The organism is Streptomyces xingningensis (assembly GCF_054957865.1).
Genome location: NZ_JBDJPF010000010.1, coordinates 1 through 26,595, shown reverse-complemented (window position 1 = coordinate 26,595; position 26,595 = coordinate 1). Strand labels below are relative to the sequence as shown.

Genomic DNA, 26,595 nt, shown 5'->3' with positions numbered 1-26,595 from the left:
GCCCCCGGTCAGCGGCGCGCCGTCACCGTGCTCTCGACCGCGAAGAGTTCCTCGTCCACATGGTCGAGAGCCAGCCGCAGCGCGCCCGTTGCCACCGCGGAATCACCCAGCAGCGACTGCGCCACCCGCGGCGGCCGCAGACAGTAGCGGGCCAGCTCGGCGCGCAGCGGATCCAGCAGACCGTGCAGCCCCGCCGCCCAGCCGCCCACCACCACCAGCTCCGGATCGAGCGCCAGCACCAGTGCCGCCACATCGTGCACCAGCCGCCGCAGATACCGGTCCACGGCGGCCCGGGCCCGTTCATCGCCCGCCCCGGCCAGCGTGAACACCCGCGCCACCTGCGCCTCGTCCAGCGGGTGGAGCGGCTCTCCGGTGGTCGACAGCACCTCCTCCGGCGTAGCCTCGCGGCCCAGCAGATGCAGGGCGCCGATCTCCCCGGCCGCCCCGCCGTACCCCCGGTGCAGCCGCCCGCCGATCAGGGATCCGGCCCCCGGGCTCAACCCCGTCAGGACGAACACCACATCGTCGGAGTCGACGGCCGCGCCCTTCCAATGCTCGGCCACGGCGGCCGCGTTGGCGTCGTTCTCCACCAGCACCGGACACCGGAACGAACGCCGCAGCCGCTCACCCAGCGGCAGCCCCGTCCAGCCGGGCAGCGCCGTACCGAGCCGTACCGTCCCGCCCGCCTCCACGATGCCGGGGGTGGCCACGCCCACCGCCCGCAGCGATCCCCGCGCCACCTGAGCGCGCCGCAGCAGATCGGCGACGGCGGTCCGCACCCGCTCCAGCCGCTCGTCCGCCGATGCCGTCTCGGCGACCGTCACCGACTCCGCGCCCGTCACCCGCCCGCTCAGATCGGCCAGCAGTACGGCGATCCGGTGCGGCCCGATCTCGATGCCCAGCAGCTGCCCGGCCTCCACCCGGAACCGGAACCGCCGCGCCGGGCGGCCCTGGCGGCGGGCGCCGCCCTCCTCGGCGGCCGCCTCGGCGACCAGGCCGGTGGTGAGCAGGCCCTCGACGACGCCCTCCACGGTGGGGCGGGACAGGCCCGTCACCTTGACCAGTTCACTGAGGGTGGGGGAGGCCGAAGACCCCGCGGCGCGCAGTGCATGCAGCACGACGGCCGAATTGATCCGTCGCAGCAGGGACGGGTCCCCTCCGGTGAGCCGCCCCACGTCGCCTCCTCGGTCTTTGCGGGCCCTTTGCCCACCGGATGGTAGCCGCTCACGGGCCGGAGGGCGCGCCCGGCCGAACGCCGACTCCCGCGGTCGTCCGGACTCCTCGGCCACGGCCGCCGGCGCCCAAGGGGCGTTCAGGCCACCGGGATTGGGCAGCCCCGGATCAGAGGATCGCCCCCGGCGCATAGCCGGCCGCCTCCGGGTACCGCTTGGCGATCTCCTCGATGCGGGAGACCACGGCGGCCACCTGGCCGGCCGCGGCGCCGGTGAAGGACAGCTTGTCGGCCATCAGCGCGTCCAGGGCGGCGCGGTCCAGCGGAATGCGCTCATCGGCGGCCAGCCGGTCCAGCAGCTCATTGCGCTCGGCGCCCCGCTCGCGCATGGCCAGCGCGGAGGCGACCGCATGCTCCTTGATCACCTCATGGGCCACCTCGCGGCCCACCCCGGCCCGCACCGCACCCATCAGCACCTTGGTGGTGGCCAGGAAGGGAAGGTAGCGGTCCAGCTCACGGGCGATGACGGCGGGGAACGCACCGAACTCGTCGAGCACCGTCAGGAAGGTCTCCAGCAGACCGTCGAGCGCGAAGAAGGCGTCCGGCAGTGCCACCCGGCGGACCACGGAGCAGGAGACATCGCCCTCGTTCCACTGGTCGCCCGCCAGCTCGCCGGTCATCGACGCATAACCGCGCAGGATGACCATCAGGCCGTTGACCCGCTCGCACGAGCGGGTGTTCATCTTGTGCGGCATCGCGGACGAGCCGACCTGGCCGGGCTTGAAACCCTCGGTCACCAGCTCGTGCCCGGCCATCAGCCGGATCGTCCTGGCGAGCGAGGACGGTGCGGCGGCCAGCTGCACCAGCGCGGTGACCACCTCGTAGTCCAGCGAACGCGGGTAGACCTGGCCGACCGAGGTGAAGGCGTGGCCGAAACCGAGGTGCCCGGCGATGCGCCGCTCCAGCTCGGCCAGTTTCACGGCGTCGCCCCCGAGCAGGTCCAGCATGTCCTGGGCGGTGCCCACCGGGCCCTTGATCCCGCGCAGCGGGTAGCGGCCGAGCAGCTCCTCCAGCCGCCCGAAGGCCACCAGCAGTTCATCGGCGGTGGTCGCGAAGCGCTTGCCCAGCGTGGTGGCCTGGGCGGCCACATTGTGCGAGCGGCCCGCCATGACCAGTTCCGCATGACCGGCCGCCAGCTTCCCCAGCCGGGCCAGGACGGCGACCACGCGGTCGCGCATCAGCTCCAGGGAGAGCCGGATCTGCAGCTGCTCGACATTCTCCGTGAGGTCACGGGAGGTCATGCCCTTGTGCACCTGCTCATGCCCGGCGAGCGCATTGAACTCCTCGATGCGCGCCTTCACATCGTGCCGGGTGACCTTCTCGCGCTCCGCGACCGAGGCCAGGTCGACCTGGTCGAGCACCCGCTGGTAGTCGGCGAGCGCGGTGTCCGGCACCTCGATCCCCAGATCCTTCTGGGCACGGAGCACGGCGAGCCACAGCCGCCGCTCCAGCGTCACCTTGTACTCGGGGGACCACAGGACGGCGAGTTCGGCGGAGGCATAGCGGCCGGCCAGGACGTTGGGGATGCGGGGCTTTGCAGTCACGTGGCGAAAGTCTACTGGCCGGGGGGCCGGGGGTGGTTCCCCGGGATGACCTGTGCCGACCCACCGGACACCCCCTAGGAGACCGGCCGCCACCCGGAGACCGGGCCGATCGCGCCCGCCGGGCCGGTGCCGTCGGGGGTGACCCAGAACGCCCGCCCCAGCCCGGCGTCGAAGTGCGCACCCCACCGTCCGTCCCCCGAGGACCTGCCGGTGAGCCGCCGACCGATCCACGGCATCAGGTGTTCCCGGGCGAAACGCAGGTCGGCGCCGCGCCGCGTGGCCCAGCCGGGCCGTGCGGACGGCGGCAGGGGCGCGCGCCAGTCCGATTCCGGTGGGAGCCCGAGGGCCTGCCAGACGGCCTCCGCCACCCGCCGGTGCCCCTCGGCGTTCAGGTGGAGACGGTCCTCGGCCCACAGCCGCGGATCACCCAGCACCCCGGCGCCGAAGAGGTCGACGACCACCGCGCCGTGCCGCCCGGCAAGCTCGTCGACAAAGCCGAACAGCCGCTCCATCCGGGGCCGGAACCGCTCCAGCACCGGCCCCTGCCGCCCCGGACTGCGCATCAGCACCAACTGTCGGCAGCCGGGCGCCAGCCGCTCCACCGCCTCCGCCAGCCGCGCGCACACCGCGTCCACGTCGCACTTGGGGCGCAGCACATCATTGAGCCCGCCGACCAGTGTCACCAGGTCGGCGCCCAGCGCGGCGGCGGGCGCCGACTGCTCCTCCGCGATCTGGCCGATGAGCTTGCCGCGCACCGCGAGGTTGGCGTACCGGAACCCGGGGGCACGGGCCGCCAGCCGCGCGGCGAGCAGGTCGGCCCAGCCGCGGTAGGAGCCGTCCGGCAGCTCGTCGGACATGCCCTCGGTGAAGGAGTCGCCGACCGCGACAAAGCTGGTGTACGTGGCGTTCATCCGCATGACGCGGGGATCCTACGCCCCGGCCGCCCCGGCCCGTTCACGGCCGCCGGTCCACCAGCTCGCGCAGTACGTCCTCCAGCGTCACCAGCCCGGTGAGCCGGTCGTCCTCGCCGATCACGGCGGCCAGATGGGCGCCGGTGCCGCTCATCGCCGTGATCACATCGTCGAGCGGGGTGTCCGCCCGCACCCGGGCGATCGGCCGCATCCGCTGCCGGGGGAACGGCACATCCCGCGGCTTGGCGTCCAGCGCGTCCTTCACATGCAGATAGCCGAGGATGCGGTCCGAGGTGTCGACCACCGGGAACCGGGAGAAACCGGACTCGGCGGCCAGCCGCTCCAACCCCTCGGGAGTCACCCCCAACCGGGCGGAGACGACGTCCTCGAGCGGCATCACCACATCCTCGACCGGGCGCTTGCCCAGTTCCAGGGCGTCCCGGAGCCGCTCGGTGGCTCGTTCGTCCAACAGCCCCGCCTGACTGGAGTCGGCGACCATCCGGGCCAGCTGGTCGTCCGAGAAGACCGCCGCCACCTCGTCCTTGGGCTCCACCCGCAACAGCTTCAGCAGGGCGTTCGCCAGCTGGTTGATGGTGAACACCACCGGGCGCAGCGCTCGTGCCAGCGTCACCAGCGGCGGGCCCAGCAGCAGTGCGGTGCGCACCGGTTCGGCGAGCGCGATGTTCTTGGGCACCATCTCGCCGAACAGCATGTGCAGATAGGTCGCCACCGCCAGCGCGATGACGAACGAGACCACATGGACCAGCCCCTGCGGCATCCCTACCGCGTGGAAGACCGGCTCCAGCACACTGGCCACCGCCGGTTCGGCGACCACACCCAGCACCAGGGTGCACAGGGTGATGCCGAGCTGGGCCGCCGCCAGCAGTGCCGAGATGTGCCGCAGCCCCCACAGCACACTGCGGGCCCGCCGGTCGCCCCGCTCGGCGCGCGGCTCGATCTGGCCGCGGCGCACCGAGATCAGCGCGAACTCGGCGCCCACGAAGAAGGCGTTGACGACCAGGGTCGCCAGGCCGATGAGCAACTGGACGAAGGTCATCGGCCCGCCTCCCCGTCCCGCTCCCCGGCGGCCCGGGACGGCGGCGCCGTCAGCCGTACGCGCGCCGCACGCCGGCCGGAGGCGTCGGTCACCTCGATCCGCCAGCCCGCCACCTCGAGCGTGTCACCCGTGACCGGGATGCGGCCGAGCTCGGTCGCGATCAGCCCGGCCAGGGTCTCGTAGGGCCCCTCCGGCACCCGCAGCCCGATGGTCTCCAGCTGGTCGTCGGTCCGGGCGGCCCCGTCCGCGTCGTAGCGCAGCCGCCCCCGCGCGTCCGCCCCGGCCGGAGCCAGGTCGGGCAGCTCGTCGCGGTCGTGCTCGTCCCGGACCTCGCCGACGACCTCCTCGACGATGTCCTCAAAGGTGACGACACCGGCCGTACCGCCGTACTCGTCGATGACGACGGCCATGCTGCGCTTGGCCGAGAGCCGGTCCAGCAGCCGGTCGACGGTCAGTGAATCCGGCACCAGCAGCGGCTCGCGCAGGAAGGCCGTGACCGGGCGCAGCGGCCGCTGTTCGGCGGGTATGGCCAGGACGTCCTTGATGTGGGCGATGCCCACGACGGTGTCCAGGCCGCCCTGGTAGACGGGGAAGCGGGACAGGCCGGTGGCCCGGGTGGCGTCCGCGACATCCTCGGCCGTGGCCCGCGAGTCGAGCGCGGTGACCTGGACCCGAGGGGTCATCACGTTCTCCGCCGTCAGGTCGGCCAGGTTCAGCGTCCGTACGAACAACTCGGCGGTGTCGGCCTCCAGCGCGCCCTCCTTGGCGGAGTGGCGGGCCAGCGCGATCAGCTCCTGCGGGCCGCGCGCGGTGGCCAGTTCCTCGGCGGGCTCCACGCCCATCCGGCGCAGCGAGCGGTTCGCGGTGTTGTTGAGGTGGCGGATCAGCGGGCGGAAGGCGGCGGAGAACGCGCGCTGCGGCCCGGCGACCCTCTTCGCCACCGGCAGCGGCCGGGAGATCGCCCAGTTCTTGGGCACCAGCTCGCCGACGACCATCAGCACCACCGTGGAGATCACGGTGCCCAGGGCCAGCGCGGTGGCGGACGCCGCCCCGGCGGACAGGCCGAGCGCCGCCACCGGGCCGGTGAGCAGCACGGCGATGGAGGGCTTGGCGAGCATGCCGATGACCAGGCCGGTGACGGTGATGCCGAGCTGCGCGCCGGACAGCTGGAAGGTGAGGCCGCGGACGGCCTTGAGCGCGCTCTGCGCACCCCGGTCACCGCTCTCGGCGGCCCGCTCCAGCTCGCCGCGCTCGACGGTGGTGAGGGAGAACTCGGCGGCGACGAACACGGCACAGGCGACCGTCAGGAGCAGGGCGAGCACCAGGAGGAGCACTTCGGTCATCGGGTCACCTCCGTCCCATGCTGTGTCCCATGCTGGGGCAGGGGACAGTGGAGCGCGCGATGTCGGTGCTGCGGACTACTGGGGGGCTCGCCCATGGGCGGACGCTCACGCCTTTCGCTGGTCGGTGGGGACGGAGACCCTCCATGGTAAAGGAAGCGCAAAGCGGTGCGGGAGTCTACAGCGCCTTGACCCATCGGCTCCACCGCGGCTCGGGTACGTAGCCCGCCGCGCTCCAGGCGTGGTGGGCGGCGTCGTTGTCGTCCAGCACCATCGCGTCGCCCCGCCGCCCGCCGAGCGCGGCGAAGCGCTCCTCGGCGGCCGCCGGCAGCGCCCCGGCGACGGTGGTCCGGATGGACCGCGAGCCGTTAGAGATGACACCGACACCCGTCGAATCCGGCGATGACGGTGCCCGCGAGCTCGTCGGCACGCTCGGCCGGCAGCAGGGCCCCGGGGTCGCGGGTCACCAGCCGCGCGATGCCGTCGGGGTCGTCGCTGATGCTGGTGCCCTCGGCGGCCTCCTTCCAGAAGGCCAGTACGGCATCCAGGTCCGCGGGCCCGGCGGCCCGTATTCGAAGATCACTCATGGTGGTATCCGATCACCGGCCGGGCGTGGGGTCGAGTCGTTTTCCGGATCGTGGTCAGCTGCCCCGCAGTTCCTCGAGCACCGGGGCGAACGCATCGGCGCTGGGCTCCAGAACGGTGAAGTAGCTGAAGCCGAACCGCTCCCGGTGCGCGCGCAGTTGCTCCGCCATCTCCCTGGCCGAGCCCAGCAGCAGGGCCGGGTGCCGCAGCAGCTCGTCCTCGGGGAGGTCCGGTGCGTACGCGGCCAGCTCACGGGCCTTGGCACGCCGGTCGGCGGTGGCCGACACCACCTGCACCAGGTAGTTGAGCTCCGCGAGCGTCTCGCGGTGCGCCGCGAAGTCCCGGTAGCGCGTGACGCGCTCCTCCAGCGCGGTGGGGCTGATGAGACTCAGCACGCCGTCGGCGTCGGCGGTCGCCCCGGTGAAGGCCGCGATGTCCGCATGGCGCGCGGCCAGCCGCAGCACGCGGTCGCCGTTCCCGCCGAGCAGCAGCGGGGGCCGCGGGGTCTGCGCGGTGCCCGGCCGGTGCCCGGGGTCGCCCAGCAGCCGGTCCAGTTCGGTGACGGTGTGTTCCAGGTGGTCCACCCGCTCGCGGGGCGAACCGAAGGGCAGCCCGGCGCTTTGGTGCTCGGCCCGCACATAGCCCGTACCGAGCCCCAACTCGAGCCTGCCGCCGGTGAGCTGGTCGGCGGTGGCCACCTCGCGGGCGAGCAGCGCGGGGTTCCAGAACCCCGCGTTGAGGACGAAGGTGCCCACCCGGGGCCGCTCGGTCGCCTCCGCGGCGGCGACCAGCGAGGAGAACGGGGCCGGTATGCCCAGGTGGTCGGCCACCAGCAGGACGTCATAGCCCTGTGCCTCGGCCCTGCGGCATTTCTCCCGCCACTCGGCGGCCGAGCCGCCCTGGACCATATTGACGGCGAACCGGAACGGGCGTGACGACAACGGCTGTGACGACAACGGCTGTGACGACAAGGAACCTCCTCGGGCCTCGGGCAGGTCGCTGCGGCCCGGCCCGGCAAGGTCACCCGGCGCCGGTCTCGGGCGGTCGCACGGCCGCTCCCAGCACACAGGACGAAGCCGGCAGCGGCACACTGGTGTTCGGCATGCGCAGCCTACGATAGGCGCCAAGTGTGAAGCCCGCCGCCTCGATCGCCCCGAGGACATCGCGCGAGGTGTGACAGCCGCCGAACAACAGTGGCCACACCGTGTGGTCCAGCGCCCGCTGAGCTGCCGCCAACGCCCGCCCCTCCGCGATCCCGTGCTCGAAGAACCGCAGCTCGCCGCCCGGCCGCAGCACCCGCCGCAACTCCGCGAGCGACCGTCGCATATCCCGCACCGAACACAGCACCAGCGATGCCACCGCGGCGTCGAACGCCTCGCTCTTGACGGGCAGCGCCTCCGCCGCCCCCGGCACCACATCCACCGGCACCCCGGCCCGCACCGCGGCTTCCGCCGCCAGCCTGCGCAGCCGCCGCTCCGGCTCGATCGCCACCACCTCCGAGACGGCGGCCGGGTAATGGGCGAAGTTCAGGCCGTTCCCGGCACCGATCTCGATCACCCGGCCGGACAGCCCGGCCAGCAACTCGCGCCGGCGCTCCGCCATCCCGGCCCGCTCGTCCATGACCGGGCTGAGCGTGGCGTAGAACCGTGCGAAGACCGGATGATGCACGGCGTCGTGCGGCGTTCTGGTGTTGCGGAGCGGCATGGCACACCTCTTCCCGGAGGTACGACGGCTACCGCGATTCTTCCCCGGGCACCAGGGGCGGCACCGTCGCCGCGCCGCGATGTGAGGGTGGGCGCCGGGCAGTTGAGCGCCTCGCCCTGGCGTCGAGTTCGCTATAGTCCCTCACTCTTGTGAGTGATTGCGGTAACCGTCCCACGATCAGACGATTTACCACAGATCGCACGCACCCGGCTGCGACCGCATCTGGAGGCCACCATGCCATCCCTGCCCTGGCTCGCCCGCACCAGCAGTGCCATCGGATCACTCGGACTGGCGCTCGTCCTCGCAACCGCCGCCTCGGCGGCCCCGCTGAGCCCGTGCTCGCTTCAGGTCACGCACAGCGACGGCAGTGTCAGCACGCGCCCGGCGGCCACCGGGCAATGCATCAACAACTCGGTCACCACGGACGTCACTCAAATCGCGGTGGGGAACGCCACGAGCCAAGGCAGCTTGACCGCCTTCCAGTTCGGCAACTGCACGGGCAACATCGTCGGGCAGGGCCAGAGCCCCGTCTTCTTCAACCCGCCCGCCACCGTCGGCTCGGTCCGCATCGACTCCTGCCCCTGACACCGGCGACCCACCGGACTCACTCGCCACGCCCGTTAGGACGTGCCACCGTCCGCCGCGAACCGGGCCGCGTCCCAGTGGCCACCGAGCCCCGGGGCGAGCCATTCGCCCGCCCCGGCGCGGAACTCCTCCGGGGACAGCGCACCCGCCCCCTCGGGGATCGCCCCCACCAGCGGGGCGTCCGCCGACTCCGGGAAGTCGGCCAGGTTGCAGCGCATGGCGAGATCCGGCGCGGCCGGCCAACTGCCGATGACCACACCCGCGCAGCGCAGCCCCCGCGCCCGCAGTGCCTCCGCGGTGAGCGCGGTGGCGTTGAGTGTGCCCAGGCCCGCCGTGGCGACGACCAGGACGGGGGCGTCCAGCAGTTGGGCCGCGTCCGCGAGTGTGCCGCCCGCGTCGTCCAGCCGCACCAGCAGCCCGCCCGCTCCCTCGACCAGGACCAGGTCGTGGTCCTTGGCGAGCCGCGCCGCCGCCCGCTCGATCTCCCGGGGCCGCACCGGCGCCCGGCCCGCCCGCCGGGCGGCCGTACCAGGCGCCAACGGCTCGGGAAAACGGGCGAGTTCGACGCCCGTCACCCGGCCCGCCAGTCGCTCCACCTCCGCGATGTCGCCCGGCTCATCGGCCGAGACCCCCGTCTGGGCGGGCTTGAGCACGGCCACCGAACGGCCCCGGGCCAGCGCCACCGCCGCCACCGCCGCGGTGGTCACCGTCTTGCCGATCTCCGTGCCCGTCCCCGAGACGATCAGCACCGACACTGCTACTCCCCTTCCCTCGGCTTCCCCTGGCCCCGTTGAACTCAGCCCTGTTGAGCGGCGGCGCGCACGGCCGCGCAGATCCGCGCCAGATCGGTGTCCCCGGTGACATACGGCGGCATGGTGTAGACGAGGTCGCCGAACGGCCGCAGCCATACCCCCTCGCGCACCGCGGCGCGGGTCGCCGCCGTCATGTCGACCTGGTGATCGAGCTGTACGACCCCGATGGCACCGAGCACCCGTACGTCCCGCACGCCCGGCAGCCCGCGGGCGCCCGACAGGCCCTCCCACAGCCCGGCCTCGATCCGCTTGACCTCCGCCTGCCAGTCCTGGCCCAGCAGCAGATCGACGGATGCGCAGGCGACGGCAGCCGCCAGCGGGTTGCCCATGAACGTCGGCCCGTGGGCGAGCACCGGCACCTCGCCCCGCGAGATGCCCCCGGCGACCCGTGCCGTGCACAGGGTCGCGGCCATTGTCAGATAGCCGCCCGTCAACGCCTTGCCCAGGCACAGCACATCCGGGGTGACCCCGGCGTGGTCCGCCGCGAAGAGCGCTCCGGTACGGCCGAAACCGGTGGCGATCTCGTCGAACACCAGCAGCACATCGTGCTCGTCGCACAGCCTGCGCAGCACCCGCAGATAGCCGGGGGAGTGGAAGCGCATGCCTCCGGCGTTCTGCACCACCGGCTCCACGATCACCGCGGCCACCTCATGGGCGTGACGCTCCATCAACTCCCGTAGGTGGGCCTCATATGCCGCGTCCACCCCGGCGTCGAAGCCGGTGGGCGGGGCATCCGCGAACACCTGCTCGGGCAGCACCCCCGACCACAGGGTATGCATGCCGCCGTCCGGGTCGCAGACCGACATCGGCTGCCAGGTGTCCCCGTGGTAGCCGCCGCGCCAGGTCAGCAGCCGCCGCTTCTCCGGCCGCCCGGTCGAGCACCAGTACTGCAGGCACATCTTCACGGCCACCTCGACCGACACCGAACCGGAGTCGGAGAGGAAGACATGCTCAAGCCCCTCGGGAGTGATCTCCACCAGCTTGGCGGCCAGCCGGACGGCGGGCTCATGGGTGAGCCCGCCGAACATCACATGACTCATCCGCTCCAGCTGTGTCCGCGCGGCCTCGTTCAGCACCGGGTGGTTGTAGCCGTGCAGGGCCGACCACCACGAGGCCATCCCGTCCACCAACTCATGGGATCCATGGGCGGGTTCGGCCAGCCGCAGCCGTACCCCGGACGCGGACTCGACGACCAGCGGCTGCTGCCGCCCGGGCATCGGGCCATAGGGGTGCCAGACATGCTGCCGGTCGAGGGCCAGCAGCTCGGCGGGGGTGAGGGGCTCAGGCATTGGGCGGCAGGTCCGTTCCCGCGCCCCGGCGGCGCACGGCGACCAGGTCCGGCCGGGCCGCACCGGGCGCCTCCTCCACCGCCTCGGGCTCCGCGCCGCCCCCGCACGGCCCGCAACCGCCGCCGCTCGCGCAGCCCGCGGCGTCCGCCCGGTGCGCGGGCAGGGTCGTGCTGCCCATGCCCTCCACCTCGAAGCCCGCATCCTCGATCATCGCCAGGTCGGCCCTGCCCTCCTGGCCCTCGCTGGTCAGATAGTCGCCCAGGAAGATCGAGTTGGCCAGGTGCAGTGCCAGCGGCTGCAGCGAGCGCAGATGGATCTCCCGCCCGCCCGCCAGGCGCACCTCCACATCCGGGTGGACGAACCGCACCATCGCCAGGATCCGCAGCGCACGCTGCGGAGTGAGGTTCCACTCCGCCGCCAGCGGTGTGCCCTCGAACGGGATGAGGAAGTTGACCGGCACCGAGTCGACGTCCAGCTCGCGCAGCGCGAAGACCACGTCGACCAGGTCCTCGTCGCTCTCGCCCATGCCGGAGATCAACCCGGAACAGGCGGACATGCCCGCCGTCTGCGTCTTGCGCACGGTATCGACCCGGTCGGCGTAGGTGTGCGTGGTGGTGATGTCGGCGTAGGTGGCCTCCGAGGTGTTGAGGTTGTTGCTGTACGCGTAGACGCCCGCCTCGCGCAGCCGCTCCGCCTGGCCCTCGGAGAGCAGCCCCAGGCAGGCGCACACCTCGACGTCCTCGCTCTGCTCCTTGATCGCCTCGATGGTCTTGGACACCCGGTCGATGTCCCGGTCCGTCGGCCCGCGCCCGCTGGCGACCAGACAGACCCGCTTGGCACCGCCGGCCACTCCCGCGGCCGCCGCCTTGGCGGCGTCCTCGGGCTTCAGCCAGGTGTACTTGAGGATCCCGGTCTCGGAGCCGAGCCGCTGTGAGCAGTATGAGCAGTCCTCCGGGCAGAGCCCGGACTTGAGGTTGACCAGATAGTTGAGCTTGACCCGCCGCCCGAACCACCGGCGCCGCACCCGGCCCGCCGCGGCCACCACATCGAGCAGGTCGTCATCGGAGGTCGCCAGCACGGCGAGCGCCTCATCCCGGGTCGGCAGCTCGCGCCGCAACCCCTTGTCCACCAGCGTGTTCAGCAGGTCCATGGCGGTGATCCTCGCCTACACCCCCGCCCCTGGCCAAGGTAGAGATCGCACAACACCGAGCGTTTCAGGTGTGTGGATCACCACACCCTGACCAGCCGTGATGACGGCTAGGTTGGGGAGCCGTTCCCCGTGTTCCCGCACACGGTTTTATACGAATCCCACAGAAGTCATAAGAAGCCGAGGACAATCCATGGCCGGCACCGATGTGTTCGACTGGATCGACGAACAGCATGAGCGCCGACGAGCCGCCGGGCTCGTCCGCACCCTGCGGCCCCGCCCCGCGGACTCGGACCTGACCGACCTGGCGGGCAATGACTACCTGGGCCTCGCCCGCCACCCCGAGGTCACCGGGGCCGCCGCCGCGGCGGCCCGCCGCTGGGGCGCTGGCGCCACCGGCTCCCGCCTGGTCACCGGCAGCACCGAGCTGCACGCCCGGCTGGAGCGGGAGCTCGCCGAGTTCTGCGGCTTCGAGGCGGCCCTGGTCTTCTCCTCCGGATACGCCGCCAACCTCGCCGCGGTGACGGCCCTTTCGGCGGCCCCCGCCGGGGACACCCTGCTGGTCTCGGACGAGGGCAACCACGCCTCGCTGATCGACGGCTGCCGGCTCGCGCGGGCCCGCAGGGCCGTCGTCGCGCATGCCGACCCCGACGCGGTCCGCAAGGAACTGGCCGGACACCGGGGGCACGCACTGGTGATCACCGACTCGGTCTTCTCCGTCGACGGTGACGCGGCTCCGCTGTCCGCCCTCGCCGGGGAATGCCGGACGGGCGGCGCGGCGCTGCTGGTGGACGACGCGCATGGGCTGGGGGTGCTCGGTGACGGCGGCCGGGGAGCGCCGCGGGCGGCCGGGCTGGCGGGGGGGCCGGACGTGGTGGTCACGGCCACCCTCTCGAAGTCGCTCGGCAGCCAGGGCGGCGTGGTGCTCGGCCCCGCGCGGGTGATCAGGCACCTGATCAGTGCCGCCCGCACCTTTGTCTTCGACACCGGCCTGGCACCGGCGGCGGCCGGCGCGGCCCTCGCCGCCCTGGAGTTGCTGCGCCGCGAGCCGTGGCGCCCGGCGCGGACCCGGGCGGTCGCCGCCGGACTCCACCGCCGGGTGACCGAGGCAGGGCTCACCGCGGTACGCCCCGACGCGGCGGTGGTCTCGGTACGGGCCCCCTCGCCCGGGGCGGCGGTGCGGTGGGCGGCCGACTGCCGGGAAGCGGGGCTCGCGGTGGGCTGTTTCCGTCCGCCGTCGGTGCCCGACGGCGTCTCCCGGCTGCGGCTGACCGCCCGCGCCGATCTGTCGGACCGTCAGATCGCGGTGGCGGCCGACGTGATCGTACGGACCGCGCCGGCCGCCTGAGCGCTCAGGGGGTGTCCGTTGCGGCCCGGGCCGAAGTTCTCCTGGTGCACTCCCCTGAGGAACGGGGCCCAGGCGGCGGGGGAGAGCAACAGGGTGGGGCCGGTGGCGTGTTTTGAGTCGCGCACGGCGAGCAGTTCCGGCGCGATCCTGGCCATCTCGACGCAGTTGTTCATTCCGGTGCTGTGGCTGCTGCGGTGCCAGACGGCGCCGCCCGGAGCCGAATGAGAAGGTACGTACCGCGTGACTACGGGCATTGTGCCTCCCTGCGCATGCCTACCTGCCGTCGTTGATCCCGGCAATGAAATCCAGCGAGTTCTCATGGGAAAGGGCGTGCGCCCGGAGCGTGCTGAACGCGGCGCCATACGCCCGGAGGTCTTCTTTCCGCTCCAAGTAGAGGCTACTCGTCAAGTGGTCGAGAACAACCACGTCCAGATCGGCAATGCGCGGAAAGGAGAAGATAACGAACGGGCCGGTGATGCCGATGTGATTGCCCTGAGAGAAAGGGAGAACATAAAGCTGCACATGTGACAGGGAACCCGTTTCCACCAGGTGCCGCAGCTGCCTCGACATCACCTCGGGGCCGCCCACTTCATGCCGCAGGACGGCCTCGTCCAGCACCGCGCACAGCTCCAGCGGCCGGTCTCCGTGCAGCACCGACTGACGGGCCAGCCGCACCCGCACCAGCTCGTCGACCAGCTGTGCGGGCGGGTCGTCCAGGGCCGCGCGGGTCACCGCCCGGGCGTACTCCGGGGTCTGCAACAGGCCGGGGACCACGGTGGTTTCGAGGGTGCGCGAGCGGCACGCCTCCGACTCCAGGCTGATGAAGTCGAGATAGGCGGGCGGCAGCAGATCGCGGTAGGCGTACCACCAGCCGCGCCGCGAGGGGGACTTGGCGTCCTTCGGGTCCGTCCGGTCCGCGCCGCACAGCGCCCCCAGCAGCGCACGCAGCTCAGGGTCCGACACCCGGTAGGCGTCCAGCAGCCGGGCCACGTCCGACGGTTTCGCGCCACTGCTGCCCGTCTCGATCCGGCTCACCTTCGACTGGTGCCAGCCGACCACCTCCGCGGCCTGGCGGCTGGTCATTCCGGTCAGCTCGCGCTGGCGGCGCAGCTCCGCGCCGAGCTTGCGGCGGCGCACCGCGGGTCCGTACCGCATCTGTCACCCCTCCTTTCCGGTGTCCCGCTGTTCCCGCTCGTCGGGTTCCCCATTCAACACGTCAGAGTCAATAGACCATGTCGGCTTCCAAATCCGGTCTCTCGTGGCAGAGTTCACCGCTTTGAGCGACAGATATATGCATATCTCGGTGGATCGCACCCATCCCGGTCGTTATCAGTGGCACTCTGTCGCGAAGAGCCGTAACGGTCTCGGCGGGAAAGGGACAGTGCCATGGCAGATCACCGGGAAGCGACCCTCACCCTGCCCAGCGTCCCCGCCTCGGTCTCCGCGGCCCGGCGCCATGTCATGCGCGTCCTCGCGGAATGGGGACTGCCGGACGGCTGCGAGGCCGCCGACACGGTGCGGCTGATCGTCTCGGAGCTGACCACCAACGCCGTGCAGCACACCCGGGGCCAGTCGCCGACCTTCACCGTCGACGTCCGCCTCGACCGGGACGAGCAGCTGCGCATCGGGGTCACGGACAGTCACCCGCGTTATCCGCGGCGGCTGCCCGCCGCCGTACAGCAGGACAACGGGCGCGGCATGGCCATCGTCCGCTGCCTCACCGCCGAGCGCGGTGGCAGGGTCACCGTGACCCCGACCGCCGAGGGCGGCAAGACCGTGTGGATCCGTCTGCCGTGGACCCTGCCCGTGCGCTGACCGCGCGGAGCGGTGTGCCGGGTGGCGGGCCGGCCGGATGAGGGCCGAGCTGTCCGCCACCCGGCCGGCGCGCTCGTGGCGCGCCCACAGGGATGGGCCGGTGGTGCCGGCCGGTCATCGGGCGGCAGTTGGTGTGGCGCCGCCGGGTGAGGGGGAACTCAGTCGGTCACCCGCCCGTACCAGACGCTGCGGGACCAGATCCGCTCCAGGCGGACGGCCGCGCCGGTCTTGGGCGCATGCCACATCTTGCCGTTCCCGGCGTATATGCCCACGTGGTAGACCGTGCCCCCGGCGTGGAAGAACACCAGATCCCCGCGCTCGCGAGCCGAACGGGGAATGTGCAGGGTGCGGTTGTACTGGGCCTCTGCGGTGCGGGGCAGCTTCTTGCCGGCCCGCTTGAAGGAGTAGAGGGTGAGCCCGGAGCAGTCGAATCGGTAGGGGCCCGTCGCGCCCCACTGATAGGGCGAGCCCTGCTTGGACGCCGCGATCTGGAGCGCCCTGGTGGGGATGGAGACGGCCTCGGCCTTGGACGTGCCACCCGGTGCCAGCACCGTGGCGCTGACGGCGGCGAGGGTCAGGGCCGATGCGGCCTTGGCCTTGGACAGCCTTGCTGGACGTTTGTGCTTGCCCATGCGCGAACCCTTCGTCAGTCGCCTGTGAAGGATGACCTGTCGGGTTCGGGCAGGCGAAGAATGCCCGGCCGCTTGGGCGGCTTCACCCCAAGGGGCGCTCATGGCCGTGATCGCCCCGTCGTGCTCGGGTCCTCCATCCCTGCCGGTGCACTCCCGTCGACCCATAACCCGGGCGGCGGCAGGGTTCGGCGTCCGCCCGGACCGCCCCGCCGTGTGGCGGGGTCTTGTCGTCCCGAGGATCTTGGCGCAGCCGCGGCACCGATTCCGAGCGGAACCAGCGATATGTGAGCCTCGTCACCTGTGGGCAATTCCGGTGGACGCGAGGGCATTTGGGACTTTGAGCTCCGGGCTGCTGAGTCCGCCACCTGGGCGGGATACGGATCACCCGAGCGCGGCGTGCGCGCCTCGCTCAAGGTGATCACTGCGTGGTGTCTACGCTTGCCTCCAACGTCTGAAGGAGACTTGTTGAAAAGCGTTTCCGCTTCTCAACCGGCCGACTGCGGCGGCAACATCACCCGCCCGGCTCGCCGCTCGCCGTCCAGGACGCGCATCGCGCGTGCCAACGTGCTCGCGTACACCTCCCGTTCACCTCGCTCGAACATGACCGTCAACGCCTCCCGCAGCCCGGTGGCCGCGACCACCAGGGCCTGCGCCGCTCGTAGCCCGCTGTACGTGTCATGCGCGCGAGCGGGGTTGATCCGGCCCAGCAGATCCAGTACTTCCAGATAGCGGTCCACCAGTTCGCCCTCCGCCCGGGTCAGCGCGGGCAGTGGCGGCAACGGGGGCGGCAGCATCCCGCTCACCTTCCGGTGGCCGGGGCCGGGTCCTGCCCGCGGCTGGTGATCACCAGATCGGCCAGTCCATAGGCCACCGCCGCAGCGGCGTCGAGGAAGGTGTCGCGCTCGGTGTCCGCCGCGATCCGCTCCCGGTCCTGCCCGGTGTGCCGGGCCAGCAGCTCCGTCTGGCTGTCCCGGACCCGCAGCAACTCCTTGGCCTGCAGGGCCAGATCGGAGGGCTGGCCCTGCACGGGCTCGGCGAGGAAGGGCTGGTGGATCAGGGCCCGCGCATGCGGCAGCATGGCCCGCTTGCCCGGTGTCCCGGCCGCGAGCAGCACGGCGGCCGCCGAGGCGGCCTGGCCCAGACAGACCGTCTCGATGTCGCAGCCGATGAAGCGCATCGTGTCGTAGACGGCGCACATGGCGGAGAAGGAGCCGCCGGGGGAGTTGATGTAGAGCGAGATGTCCTGGTCGGGCCCGGCGTGCTCCAAGTGCATCAGCTGCGCGATCAGATCGGCCGCCGCGGTGTCGTCGATCGGCGTCCCGAGCATGACGATCCGCCCGGACAGCAGCTTTGAGTAGGGGTCCATGGTGCGGGTCCCATAGCTGGTGCGCTCGGTGAATTCCGGCAGGACATGGCGGGCCATGGGCTGGTTCATCGCCGCTCCTCACTGTAGAAAATGTACAGGACGTACATCCCGTTAGAATGGGAGCATGGCCTACGAGATTCCCGTGACGCAAGCCCGAGCCGAGCTGGCCGAGTTGATCAACCGTGTTGTCTATGGCGGCGAGCGGGTGGTCGTCACCCGCCACGGCAAGCCGCTCGTCGCCCTGGTGTCCGCCGCTGACCTGCAGCGACTCGAAGACGGTGGAGCCGGCGCGGAGGAGCAGGTGATCAGCACGGTGTCCGGTGTGCGTCCGCTGTCGTCCGCTCCCGGCGAACGCCGCCGGTTCGGGATCGCCGCCGAGCATCGCGACCCCGGCGGTCCCGCGCAGCACTAGGGGGTGTCTGCCGGCCGGCGGGAGGACCTTGGCCATGACCTGGCAAAGCATCAGTTAACGCAGTGGAAAAGCTTGCGCACTAACGTGCAATCACTGCTTCCCGGCGGAGACTTCCAAGGTCAACACTGTGTTGAACTCGGCTACCGTCCCGCCGGGTCCGATGACAGTGAGGTGGGACCGTGCAACTGACCCCGCACGAACAGGAGCGCCTGCTCGTCCATGTGGCCGCCGATGTCGCCGAGAAGCGCCGGAGCCGCGGGGTGCTCCTCAACCACCCCGAGGCAGTGGCCCTGATCACCGCCCACATCCTGGAGGGCGCCCGCGATGGACGCACCGTCGCCGAACTCATGTCCTCCGGGCGCAAGGTGCTCACCCGCGACCAGGTGATGTCCGGCATCCCGGAGATGATCCGCGACGTCCAGGTCGAGGCCACCTTCCCGGACGGGACCAAGCTCGTCACCGTCCACGAGCCCATCGCCTGACGGGGGAGACACCGGTGATACCCGGAGAGATTCTTTACGCCGACGGGCCCGTGCGGCTCAACCAGGGCCTGCACCGCACCCGGCTGACCGTGCTCAACATCGCCGACCGGCCCGTACAGGTGGGTTCGCACTACCACTTCGCCGAGGCCAACCCCGGCCTGGAGTTCGACCGTACGGCCGCCCACGGCAAGCGCCTGGACATCGCGGCGGGCACCGCCGTGCGCTTTGAACCGGGCATCCCCGCCGAGGTGGACCTCGTTCCCATCGGCGGCAAAAGGATCGTCGAGGGGTTGCGCGGCGAGTGCGGAGGCCCGCTCGATGTCTGAACCCTCCCCCACCGCACAGCTGGGCCGCGCCGGCTATGCCGACCTCTACGGCCCCACCACCGGCGACCGCATCCGCCTCGCCGACACCGACCTCCTGATCGAGGTCGAGGAGGACCGCTCCGGCGGCCCGGGCCACGCGGGCGACGAGGCGGTCTTCGGCGGCGGCAAGGTCATCCGCGAGTCCATGGGCCAGTCCCGGGCCACCCGCGCCGAGGGCACCCCCGACACCGTGATCACCGGCGCGGTCGTCCTCGACCACTGGGGCATCGTCAAGGCCGACATCGGACTGCGCGACGGCCGGATCACCGGCATCGGCAAGGCGGGCAACCCCGACACCATGGACGGGGTCCACCCCGACCTGGTCATCGGCCCCGAGACCGAGATCATCTCCGGCAACGGCCGGATCCTCACCGCCGGGGCCATCGACGCCCATGTGCACTTCATCTGCCCCCAGGCCGCCGACACCGCCCTCGCCTCCGGCGTCACCACCCTCCTCGGCGGCGGCACCGGCCCCGCCGAGGGCAGCAAGGCCACCACCATCACCCCCGGCTCCTGGCACCTTGCCCGGATGTTCGAGGCGATGGAGGCCTATCCCGTCAACATCGGCCTGCTGGGCAAGGGCAACACCGTCTCCCGTGACGCGATGCGCGCCCAACTGCGCGCCGGAGCCGTCGGATTCAAGATCCACGAGGACTGGGGTGCGACCCCCGCCGCCATCGACGCCTGCCTGGCCGTCTGCGAGGAGAGCGGCGCCCAGCTGGCCATCCACACCGATACGCTCAACGAGGCGGGCTTCGTCGGCGACACCCTCGCCGCCGTCGCCGGACGCTCCATCCACGCCTACCACACCGAGGGCGCGGGCGGCGGGCACGCACCCGACATCATCACCGTCGTCTCCCAGGCCAACGTCCTGCCCAGCTCCACCAACCCCACCCGCCCGCACACCGTCAACACCGTCGAGGAGCACCTCGACATGCTGATGGTCTGCCACCACCTCAACCCCACGGTCCCCGAGGACCTCGCCTTCGCCGAATCCCGCATCAGACCCGGCACCATCGCCGCCGAGGACATCCTGCACGACCTCGGCGCCATCTCGATCATCTCCTCCGACTCCCAGGCCATGGGACGCATCGGCGAGATCGTGCTGCGCACCTGGCAGACCGCCCATGTGATGAAGCGGCGGCGCGGCCCGCTGCCCGGCGACGGCTCGGCCGACAACCAGCGGGCCCGCCGCTATGTCGCCAAATACACCATCAACCCGGCCGTGGCCCAGGGCCTCGACCATGAAATCGGCTCCGTCGAAGAGGGCAAACTCGCCGACCTGGTCCTGTGGGAACCGGCGTTCTTCGGCGTCAAACCGCTGCTCGTCATCAAGGGCGGACAGATCGCCTACGCACAGATGGGCGACGCCAACGCCTCCATCCCCACCCCCCAGCCGATCCTGCCCCGCCCCATGTTCGGTGCCCTCGGCCGGGCACCGGCCGCCAACTCCCTCAACTTCACCACCTCATGGGCCCTGGACGACGGCCTCCCCGAACGCCTCGGCCTCGGCAAGCGCTTCGTCCCCATCCTCAGCACCCGCGGCGTCACCAAGGCGGACATGCGCAACAACGACGCCCGCCCGCGGGTGGAGGTCGACCCGGACACCTTCACCGTCACCATCGACGGCGAACCGGTCGAGCCGGACCCGGTGGACGAACTGCCCATGACCCAGCGGTACTTCCTCTTCTGATGTCCCCTCGGCTCGCGGCCCTGCTCGTCCTCGCCGACGGACGCTTCCCCGCCGGAGGACACGCGCACTCCGGCGGCGTGGAGGCGGCGGTCAAGGCCGGGCGGATCCAGGACGCCGCCACCCTCGAGGAGTTCTGCCGAGGCCGTCTGCACACCGCCGGACTGACCGCCGCCGGACTCGCCGCCGCGGCCGCCGCCGGACTCGACCCCCTCGACCTCGACGCGGCCGCGGACGCCCGCACCCCCTCGCCCGCACTGCGCGCGGCCGCCCGGCGCCTCGGCCGGCAGCTGATGCGCGCCGCCCGCGCCGCCTGGCCGTCACCCGCGCTGGACGACCTCGCCGCCGCCCGGCCGCGCGGCGCCCACCAGCCCATCGTCCTCGGGCTCACCGCGCGGTCCGCCGGACTCGGGCCGCTCGACGCCGCGTACGCCTCCGGGTACGAAGCGGTGAGCGGACCCGCGACGGCCGCCGTACGGCTGCTGAGCCTCGACCCATTCGACGCGACCGCCGTACTGGCCCGCCTCGCGCCCGAGCTCGACCACGTCGCCGAGACCGCCGCCGGGGCCGCGACCCGCGCGATGTACGACGGCATCCACGCCCTGCCCGCCGCGTCCGCACCGCTGCTGGACATCACCGCCGAACAGCACGCGGCCTGGCCCGTGCGGCTCTTCGCCTCCTAGGGGGTGTCCGATGGGTCGGCACGAGCCCTGCGGTGTCTGGCACGGCACCTCGCCGCGTTGTCGCATCACCCGAGTACGGCCCAGTACGCGGGTAATGCTCCGCCTTGCGATGCACCGCGCCAGACACCGCAGGGCCCGCACCGACCCATCGGACACCCCCTGGACCCGGACCCGCCCCAGGGGACACCGCCGACCTCGCATCCACCACCTCAACTCCCGGAGGGACCATGCACCTTGAGCACTCCGACGACACCTACCCCCACCGCCACACCTACAGCGCCACCCCACCCCTGCGCCCGGACGGGACCCGCCGCGCCCTGCGCATAGGCCTCGGCGGCCCCGTCGGCTCGGGGAAGACCGCGACCGTCGCCGCCCTGTGCCGGGAGCTCCGTGACGAGTTGTCCATCGCCGTCGTCACCAATGACATCTACACCCGCGAGGACGCCGAATTCCTGCTGCGCAACGCCGTGTTGCCGCCCGAGCGCATCACGGCCGTGGAGACCGGCGCCTGCCCGCACACCGCGATCCGCGACGACATCTCCGCCAACCTGGAAGCCGTCGAGGACCTCGAGGACGCGGTCGGCCCGCTGGACCTCGTCCTCGTCGAGTCCGGCGGCGACAACCTCACCGCCACCTTCTCCAAGGGCCTTGTCGACGCGCAGATCTTCGTCATCGACGTGGCCGGCGGCGAAGACATCCCCCGCAAGGGCGGCCCCGGCATCACCACCGCGGACCTCCTGGTCGTCAACAAGACCGACCTCGCCCCGTATGTCGGCGTCGACCTGGCGGGCATGGCCCGCGACGCCAAGTCCCAACGGGGCGACCTGCCCGTCGCCTTCACCTCGCTGACCACCGAGGGCGGTGCCGCGCCCGTGCGCGAGTGGGTGCGCGAGCGGCTCGCCGCCTGGAACATCCCCACCCCATGACGACCACCGCCGTGCGGGCCCTCGCCCGGATCGTCGCCACCCCCGACGGCCGGGGCGGCACCGCGCTGCCCGTACTCGACGGCGAGGGCCCGTTCGCCGTGCGCCGGCTGCGCCCCGAGGCGGGCGAGGCCCGGGTCTGCCTGGTCGGTGCCATGAGCGCGCCGCTCGGCGGCGACCTCCTCGGCCTCACCGCGCGGATCGAGGACGGCGCCCGGCTGCGCTTCACCACCACGGCCGCCACCCTCGCGCTGCCCGGCCGCACCGGGGCCCCGGCCGCCTATGACACCCGGATCACCGTCGGCGACGGGTCCACCCTGCGCTGGCTCCCCGAACCGCTGATCTCCGCCCGGGGCAGCGATCTGCGGATCACCACCCGGATCGACCTGGCACCCACCGCCCGGCTGGTGCTGCGCGAGGAACAGGTCCTCGGCCGCGCGGGCGAGCGGCCCGGGCGGCTCACCGCCCGGCTGACTGTCCGCCGCGCCGGACAGCCGCTGTACGACCAGGAGTTGAGCTACGGTCCCGGGGCACCCGGCTGGGACGGCGGGGCTGTGCTGGGCGGCCACCGGGCCGTGGGGCAACTCCTGGTCGTCGACCCGGCCTTCGCGGAGCACCCGCCCCGGGCGTACTCACCCGGCCCGACGGTGGCGGTCACGCCGTTGGCCGGCCCGGCCGTCCTGGTGACCGCCGTGGCACCGGATGCGCTGAGCCTGCGAAGGCTCCTTGATCCAGGGAGATTTGAGACGGATGTAGTGGTAAGGGAAGGCTGAGGCGTATGTGACGCGTGCTAATCCTCGCGTCATCGGGCATGTCGTCATCCTTACGAATTAATAAAGAAACACTCGGACAGCCTGTGCACCGGGGCGGCGGAGACGGAAGGATCCTCCCAGCAGCTCCGTGATCATCGCCGCCCTCCCGGGGCGGCGTACCCAGCAGGGGGATTCCTACGTGAGACCTAAAGCGATATTCGGCGCGGCCGGCACCGTGCTGACCGGTGCGCTCGTCGCCGGATTCCTGGCCGCTCCGACGGCCGGCGCGGCCGGCGCGGCCGGTAGGGCCGATCGGGTACCGGGTGGCGCGGCCGAGGCCAAGGGCGTGGCCATCGCCGCAGAGCAGGCGGCGAAGAAGGGCATCAAGTGGCAGGACTGCCCTGCGGCTTGGGGCCTGGAGAAGCCCATCCAGTGCGGCTTTGTCACGGTTCCCATCGACTACGCCAAGCCTCATGGCAAGACCATCAAGATCGCGGTGGACCGGGTGCACTCCACCGGGACCGCGAAGGAGCGCCAGGGCTCCCTCGTCTACAACCCGGGCGGCCCGGGCGGCTCCGGCCTGAAGTTCCCGCGCAAGGTCACGACCAAGAACCCGATCTACACGAAGATCGCGAAGGCGTATGACTTCGTCGGGTTCGACCCGCGCGGCGTGGGCAAGTCCGCCCCGATCTCCTGTGTCGACCCCAAGGAGTTCGTCAAGGCCCCCAAGGCCGACCCGGTGCCCGGCAGCGAGGCCGACAAGCGCGCCCAGCGCAAGCTGGCCAGGCAGTACGCGGACGGCTGCGCCGAGCGCAGCGGCGCGCTGCTGCCGTACCTCACCACGCCGAACACCGCCCGCGACATCGACGTCGTCCGTGCCGCGCTCGGCGAGAAGAAGCTCAACTACCTGGGCGTCTCCTACGGCACCTACCTGGGCGCCGTCTACGGCACCCTCTTCCCGACCCATGTCCGCCGCCTGATCGTGGACAGCGTCGTCAACCCGGCGCCCGGCAACATCTGGTACCAGGCCAACCTGGAGCAGGACGTCGCCTTCGAGTCCCGCTTCAGGGACTGGGAGAACTGGGTCGCCAAGCACGACGCCGTCTTCCACATCGGCAACACCCAGGCCAAGGTTCACCAGCAGTGGCTGAAGCTGCGGGCCACCGCCAAGAAGAAGCCCGTCGGCGGACTCGTCGGCCCGGCCGAGCTGATCAACTACTTCCAGAGCGCCGCCTACTACGACTCCTCGTGGATCCCGGTCGCCGAGACCTGGAAGAAGTACCGCGCCGGTGACCAGAAGGCGCTCGTCGACGCCGCAGGCCCGGACCTGGCCGGTGCCACCACCGCCGAGAACGGCAACGCGGTCTACACCGCCGTCGAGTGCGCCGACGCCAAGTGGCCCACCAGCTGGGCCAAGTGGGACCGGGACAACACCCGCATCCACCGCAGCAACCCGTTTATGACCTGGGCCAACGCCTGGATGAACCTGCCCTGCGCCACCTGGAAGACCAAGCAGCAGACCCCGCTCGACGTCCAGTCCCACAAGGGTCTGCCGCAGACCCTCATCATCCAGTCCACCCGTGACGCCGCCACGCCGTACGCCGGCGCGGTCGAGCTCCACAAGCGCTTCCAGGGCTCCCGCCTGATCACCGAGAAGGGCGCCGGCTCACACGGCGTCACCGGCCTGGTCAACCCCTGCATCAACGACCGGGTCGACAGCTACCTCCTCACCGGCAAGGTCGACCCCAAGGACGTGACCTGCACGCCGCACGCCGTCCCGGAACCGAGGGCCGCCCACTGACCCGCAGATAGCCTGGTCCACGCAGGTCGGCGCCCCGGAGCAAGTAGCTCCGGGGCGCTGGCGCGTTGGCCCCTCGGCACGCTGAAACGCAGTACGGATCGGCGCGGCTCACTTCGCCGGCCCGGACTGCGCATTGGCGTGAACTGGCGAGGCGTGCAGAGTTTCAGCCCTGGAAGTCCACCAGTGGGACGCCTATGTTCAGGTCTTCGCCGAGCTTGGTGATCAAGGCCGGGGCCAGCGCGGGCGCATGGTGGTGAGCCCATTGTCCGGCGAGGGCGAGGAACCCGTTGAGCTGGTCGTGTACGGCTCGGAGAAGGGTTGGCAGCTCGACCAGGGGAATCTCGATGGGGATGTGCGTCGGCGGGTCCGTATCGGGCCACACTTGAACGAGGGTTCCAAGGTGCTCGACGCGTGTGGCGGTGCCGTGCCCGAGCCAGAGCTCTTCGGAGTTCAAGAGATCGAACCAGTCCCGCCAGTTCTCCAGGCCGAAGCAGCATCCGGGGGCGATCGCGATACCCGTCGCGGTGTCCTTCAGGAGAATGCCGCCTGGCGCCGTCACGAGATCGACGCTCAGCAGCTCCTGGATGGATCGGATACCGGCCTCGGTATCCGGGACCGGATGGTCGGAGTCCTCGGGGTGGCAGCCGGCCAAAACCGCCATCGCCGTGCCGACTTCTTCCGGTGACATCCGACCGGAGAGGGGCAGGAGGCGGTCTGTGCGAGGGGCGGCGGCAGGCCACAGGGTGAAGCCCACAGCGTCATGGGTCTCCACGACGGCACCCATGATCAACACAGCTCCATTGTTGCTGTCCGCAGATGCGGGTGCCTCTTATTTTGCCGGTGGGAGCGTGATCAGCCCTCGTCGTACGGACCATGGAACCAGTCCATCAGGTCGATCAGGTACGTTTCTGCACTGCCCCGAGATCGAAGTAGTCCCGCCACGCCGCGATCAGCCCATCACGGATCTCGAAGACCCCCACCACGCGCACGGTGATGACCTCCCCGGAGCGAAGCGTCATGGTGTCGGTGCGCTCATTGAACACGACCCCCACCTCGGCGGCATCCGAGACCGCTTGGTGGTGGACGGTGAAGCACGCGACGCTGAACCGGCCCAAGAAGCCCTCGAAATAGGAGCGAATCCGGTCACGCCCGACAACCGGCTCCAGCGGCATGCTGTGATAGACGCCGTCTTCTGCGAAGAACCCCGCGAGTTCGGCCGCGTCCAGTCTGTCCCAAGCCGCGAAGAACCGTGCGACCACTTCCTCGTACTCTGCACCAGACATAAGCAATCCTCCCTGACCGACGAGTATCCCAGTGGCCCGAGAGGCGCGAGCGGGCGGGCCGTCTTCAGCCTCGGGCATGAGCCCGCTGCACGAGCAGCCCCGCCCGACAAACGCCGAGCACGCCCGGAATGGGCGCGGACCTGTGCCATGACGGCGGGCGCGGGTTCTCCGATCCGGCCGACGATGAACGGGCTCTGCTGGACGCCACGCGCTCGCTGAGCCCCGGGCGCCCCGCCGACCCGTGGTGAAGGGCTTTCCGCAGGTCAGCGCAGCCAACCGGGTGGCCAAACGCGGCCACACGGGCGACCGGCCGGTGCGGCCCCTTGCCGCGCCGAGGGCCCGCGCGGTGCCCTGACGCGGGCACCCACGCGCCCCAGGAGGCACCTCGATGTCCGTACGCAGTACCGTGACCGCGGCGGCGACCGCCACCGCCCTGCTCGCCCTGACCCCGGCCCCGGCCGCCGCCCGAGAGCAGGAGCAGGAACGGCTCTTCCTCACCGTCTCGGGCGCTCGGCACACCTGGATCCGCGGTGTGCAGCTGATCTGCCGTCCTGCCCCCGGCCCGCGCCCCCACCATCCGCACGCCACCGAGGCATGCGCAAGCCTCGCCGGAGTCCAGGGCCGGCCGGACGCGCTGGCCGGCGACCACCACCTGTGCACCCGCGACTACGACCCGGTCACGGCCGCCGCCGACGGAGACTGGCACGGAGCGCCCGTCCACTGGCGGAAGGACTTCCCCAACCCCTGCGAACTCGACGCGGCGACCGGCCCCGTCTTCCGCTTCTAGATGACTGATGCCAAGGGCTTGCTGGCGCGCATGAGATGAAGCGAGGGAGCC

Annotated in this window: 29 protein-coding genes and 1 pseudogene; 12 read left to right on the top strand and 18 right to left on the bottom strand. The window is 71.6% G+C overall.

Features of this window, described 5'->3' with window-relative positions:
• Positions 1-8: 8 nt before the first annotated feature.
• The 8 genes and pseudogenes from ABCR83_RS07850 to ABCR83_RS07815 form a co-directional block, all read right to left on the bottom strand.
• A complete protein-coding gene (locus ABCR83_RS07850) occupies positions 9-1,175 on the bottom strand; it encodes an ROK family protein (RefSeq protein ID WP_462694109.1) in 1,167 nt (388 codons plus the stop codon).
• Between the two features lie 166 nt (positions 1,176-1,341).
• Positions 1,342-2,775, bottom strand: a complete 1,434-nt coding sequence (gene purB / locus ABCR83_RS07845; protein ID WP_462694108.1) for an adenylosuccinate lyase — start codon at positions 2,773-2,775, stop codon at positions 1,342-1,344.
• A 74-nt stretch (positions 2,776-2,849) separates the two neighbouring features.
• Positions 2,850-3,692 carry an SGNH/GDSL hydrolase family protein gene (locus tag ABCR83_RS07840; RefSeq protein WP_462694107.1) on the bottom strand — a complete coding sequence of 281 codons (843 nt, stop codon included), beginning with the start codon at positions 3,690-3,692 and terminating at the stop codon, positions 2,850-2,852.
• A 37-nt stretch (positions 3,693-3,729) separates the two neighbouring features.
• The gene (locus tag ABCR83_RS07835) at positions 3,730-4,743 is read right to left on the bottom strand and encodes a hemolysin family protein (RefSeq protein WP_462694106.1); all 1,014 of its coding nucleotides are present in this window, start codon (positions 4,741-4,743) and stop codon (positions 3,730-3,732) included.
• Positions 4,740-6,086: a hemolysin family protein gene (locus ABCR83_RS07830; protein WP_462694105.1), complete on the bottom strand. Its 1,347-nt coding sequence runs from the start codon at positions 6,084-6,086 to the stop codon at positions 4,740-4,742. The genes ABCR83_RS07835 and ABCR83_RS07830 overlap by 4 nt, the downstream gene beginning before the upstream one ends.
• A gap of 175 nt (positions 6,087-6,261) precedes the next feature.
• Positions 6,262-6,670: pseudogene (locus ABCR83_RS07825) on the bottom strand (GNAT family N-acetyltransferase).
• A 54-nt stretch (positions 6,671-6,724) separates the two neighbouring features.
• A complete protein-coding gene (locus tag ABCR83_RS07820; RefSeq protein ID WP_462694104.1) occupies positions 6,725-7,639 on the bottom strand; it encodes an LLM class F420-dependent oxidoreductase in 915 nt (304 codons plus the stop codon).
• 49 nt (positions 7,640-7,688) lie between these two features.
• Positions 7,689-8,372 carry a class I SAM-dependent methyltransferase gene (locus tag ABCR83_RS07815; protein WP_462694103.1) on the bottom strand — a complete coding sequence of 228 codons (684 nt, stop codon included), beginning with the start codon at positions 8,370-8,372 and terminating at the stop codon, positions 7,689-7,691.
• Positions 8,373-8,606: 234 nt separating this feature from the next.
• Between ABCR83_RS07815 and ABCR83_RS07810 the strand changes: the two genes are divergently transcribed.
• Positions 8,607-8,957 carry a hypothetical protein gene (locus tag ABCR83_RS07810; RefSeq protein WP_462694102.1) on the top strand — a complete coding sequence of 117 codons (351 nt, stop codon included), beginning with the start codon at positions 8,607-8,609 and terminating at the stop codon, positions 8,955-8,957.
• A 35-nt stretch (positions 8,958-8,992) separates the two neighbouring features.
• Here the strand turns inward: ABCR83_RS07810 and bioD are convergent, their stop codons facing one another.
• Genes bioD through bioB form a run of 3 tightly spaced genes read right to left on the bottom strand, consistent with a single transcriptional unit; the run spans position 8,993 to position 12,208 of the window.
• A complete protein-coding gene (gene bioD, locus ABCR83_RS07805; protein WP_462694101.1) occupies positions 8,993-9,712 on the bottom strand; it encodes a dethiobiotin synthase in 720 nt (239 codons plus the stop codon).
• A 41-nt stretch (positions 9,713-9,753) separates the two neighbouring features.
• The gene (locus ABCR83_RS07800) at positions 9,754-11,058 is read right to left on the bottom strand and encodes an adenosylmethionine--8-amino-7-oxononanoate transaminase (protein WP_462694100.1); all 1,305 of its coding nucleotides are present in this window, start codon (positions 11,056-11,058) and stop codon (positions 9,754-9,756) included.
• On the bottom strand, positions 11,051-12,208 hold the full coding sequence (gene bioB, locus ABCR83_RS07795) for a biotin synthase BioB (RefSeq protein ID WP_462694099.1): 1,158 nt from the start codon (positions 12,206-12,208) through the stop codon (positions 11,051-11,053). The genes ABCR83_RS07800 and bioB overlap by 8 nt, the downstream gene beginning before the upstream one ends.
• 190 nt (positions 12,209-12,398) lie before the next feature.
• On the opposite strand from bioB, the gene ABCR83_RS07790 reads away from it, so the two are divergent.
• Complete coding sequence (locus ABCR83_RS07790; protein WP_462694098.1) at positions 12,399-13,553, top strand: 8-amino-7-oxononanoate synthase; 1,155 nt, start codon at positions 12,399-12,401, stop codon at positions 13,551-13,553.
• Here the strand turns inward: ABCR83_RS07790 and ABCR83_RS07785 are convergent.
• Both ABCR83_RS07785 and ABCR83_RS07780 read right to left on the bottom strand, forming a co-directional pair.
• On the bottom strand, positions 13,502-13,807 hold the full coding sequence (locus ABCR83_RS07785; RefSeq protein ID WP_462694097.1) for a DUF397 domain-containing protein: 306 nt from the start codon (positions 13,805-13,807) through the stop codon (positions 13,502-13,504). The two genes, ABCR83_RS07790 and ABCR83_RS07785, sit on opposite strands and share 52 nt — an antisense overlap.
• Before the next feature lie 19 nt (positions 13,808-13,826).
• Entirely contained in the window at positions 13,827-14,708 is an 882-nt protein-coding gene (locus tag ABCR83_RS07780; RefSeq protein ID WP_462694096.1) for a helix-turn-helix domain-containing protein, read from the bottom strand.
• Positions 14,709-14,939: 231 nt separating this feature from the next.
• Here ABCR83_RS07780 and ABCR83_RS07775 point away from each other — a divergent pair, with 231 nt between their 5' ends.
• Positions 14,940-15,368, top strand: coding sequence for an ATP-binding protein (locus ABCR83_RS07775; protein WP_462694095.1), 429 nt, complete (start codon positions 14,940-14,942; stop codon positions 15,366-15,368).
• A 158-nt stretch (positions 15,369-15,526) separates the two neighbouring features.
• Here ABCR83_RS07775 and ABCR83_RS07770 read toward each other — a convergent pair whose 3' ends face one another.
• The 3 genes from ABCR83_RS07770 to ABCR83_RS07760 all read right to left on the bottom strand — a co-directional run bounded on the left by ABCR83_RS07770 (position 15,527) and on the right by ABCR83_RS07760 (position 17,435).
• On the bottom strand, positions 15,527-16,000 hold the full coding sequence (locus ABCR83_RS07770) for a C40 family peptidase (protein ID WP_462694094.1): 474 nt from the start codon (positions 15,998-16,000) through the stop codon (positions 15,527-15,529).
• Positions 16,001-16,485: 485 nt separating this feature from the next.
• On the bottom strand, positions 16,486-16,794 hold the full coding sequence (locus ABCR83_RS07765; protein ID WP_462694093.1) for a hypothetical protein: 309 nt from the start codon (positions 16,792-16,794) through the stop codon (positions 16,486-16,488).
• A gap of 5 nt (positions 16,795-16,799) precedes the next feature.
• Positions 16,800-17,435 carry an ATP-dependent Clp protease proteolytic subunit gene (locus ABCR83_RS07760; RefSeq protein ID WP_462694092.1) on the bottom strand — a complete coding sequence of 212 codons (636 nt, stop codon included), beginning with the start codon at positions 17,433-17,435 and terminating at the stop codon, positions 16,800-16,802.
• A gap of 55 nt (positions 17,436-17,490) precedes the next feature.
• On the opposite strand from ABCR83_RS07760, the gene ABCR83_RS07755 reads away from it, so the two are divergent.
• From ABCR83_RS07755 to ABCR83_RS07720, 8 genes are all read left to right on the top strand, one after another.
• Positions 17,491-17,778 (top strand): type II toxin-antitoxin system Phd/YefM family antitoxin, encoded by a 288-nt coding sequence (locus ABCR83_RS07755; protein WP_462694091.1) that lies wholly within the window; start codon positions 17,491-17,493, stop codon positions 17,776-17,778.
• A 179-nt stretch (positions 17,779-17,957) separates the two neighbouring features.
• Complete coding sequence (locus ABCR83_RS07750) at positions 17,958-18,260, top strand: urease subunit gamma (protein ID WP_462694090.1); 303 nt, start codon at positions 17,958-17,960, stop codon at positions 18,258-18,260.
• Positions 18,261-18,274: 14 nt separating this feature from the next.
• Positions 18,275-18,586, top strand: a complete 312-nt coding sequence (locus ABCR83_RS07745) for an urease subunit beta (protein WP_462694089.1) — start codon at positions 18,275-18,277, stop codon at positions 18,584-18,586.
• Complete coding sequence (locus ABCR83_RS07740; protein ID WP_462694088.1) at positions 18,579-20,318, top strand: urease subunit alpha; 1,740 nt, start codon at positions 18,579-18,581, stop codon at positions 20,316-20,318. The genes ABCR83_RS07745 and ABCR83_RS07740 overlap by 8 nt, the downstream gene beginning before the upstream one ends.
• Complete coding sequence (locus ABCR83_RS07735; protein ID WP_462694087.1) at positions 20,318-20,998, top strand: urease accessory protein UreF; 681 nt, start codon at positions 20,318-20,320, stop codon at positions 20,996-20,998. The genes ABCR83_RS07740 and ABCR83_RS07735 overlap by 1 nt, the downstream gene beginning before the upstream one ends.
• 227 nt (positions 20,999-21,225) lie before the next feature.
• A complete protein-coding gene (ureG, locus tag ABCR83_RS07730) occupies positions 21,226-21,924 on the top strand; it encodes an urease accessory protein UreG (protein WP_462694086.1) in 699 nt (232 codons plus the stop codon).
• A complete protein-coding gene (locus ABCR83_RS07725) occupies positions 21,921-22,694 on the top strand; it encodes an urease accessory protein UreD (protein ID WP_462694085.1) in 774 nt (257 codons plus the stop codon). The genes ureG and ABCR83_RS07725 overlap by 4 nt, the downstream gene beginning before the upstream one ends.
• Before the next feature lie 178 nt (positions 22,695-22,872).
• A complete protein-coding gene (locus tag ABCR83_RS07720; protein ID WP_462694084.1) occupies positions 22,873-24,474 on the top strand; it encodes an alpha/beta hydrolase in 1,602 nt (533 codons plus the stop codon).
• Between the two features lie 163 nt (positions 24,475-24,637).
• Here the strand turns inward: ABCR83_RS07720 and ABCR83_RS07715 are convergent, their stop codons facing one another.
• A complete protein-coding gene (locus ABCR83_RS07715; protein ID WP_462694083.1) occupies positions 24,638-25,258 on the bottom strand; it encodes a hypothetical protein in 621 nt (206 codons plus the stop codon).
• Between the two features lie 112 nt (positions 25,259-25,370).
• On the bottom strand, positions 25,371-25,757 hold the full coding sequence (locus ABCR83_RS07710; RefSeq protein WP_462694082.1) for a nuclear transport factor 2 family protein: 387 nt from the start codon (positions 25,755-25,757) through the stop codon (positions 25,371-25,373).
• Positions 25,758-26,145: 388 nt separating this feature from the next.
• On the opposite strand from ABCR83_RS07710, the gene ABCR83_RS07705 reads away from it, so the two are divergent.
• On the top strand, positions 26,146-26,544 hold the full coding sequence (locus tag ABCR83_RS07705; protein ID WP_462694081.1) for an SSI family serine proteinase inhibitor: 399 nt from the start codon (positions 26,146-26,148) through the stop codon (positions 26,542-26,544).
• Positions 26,545-26,595: the final 51 nt, after the last annotated feature.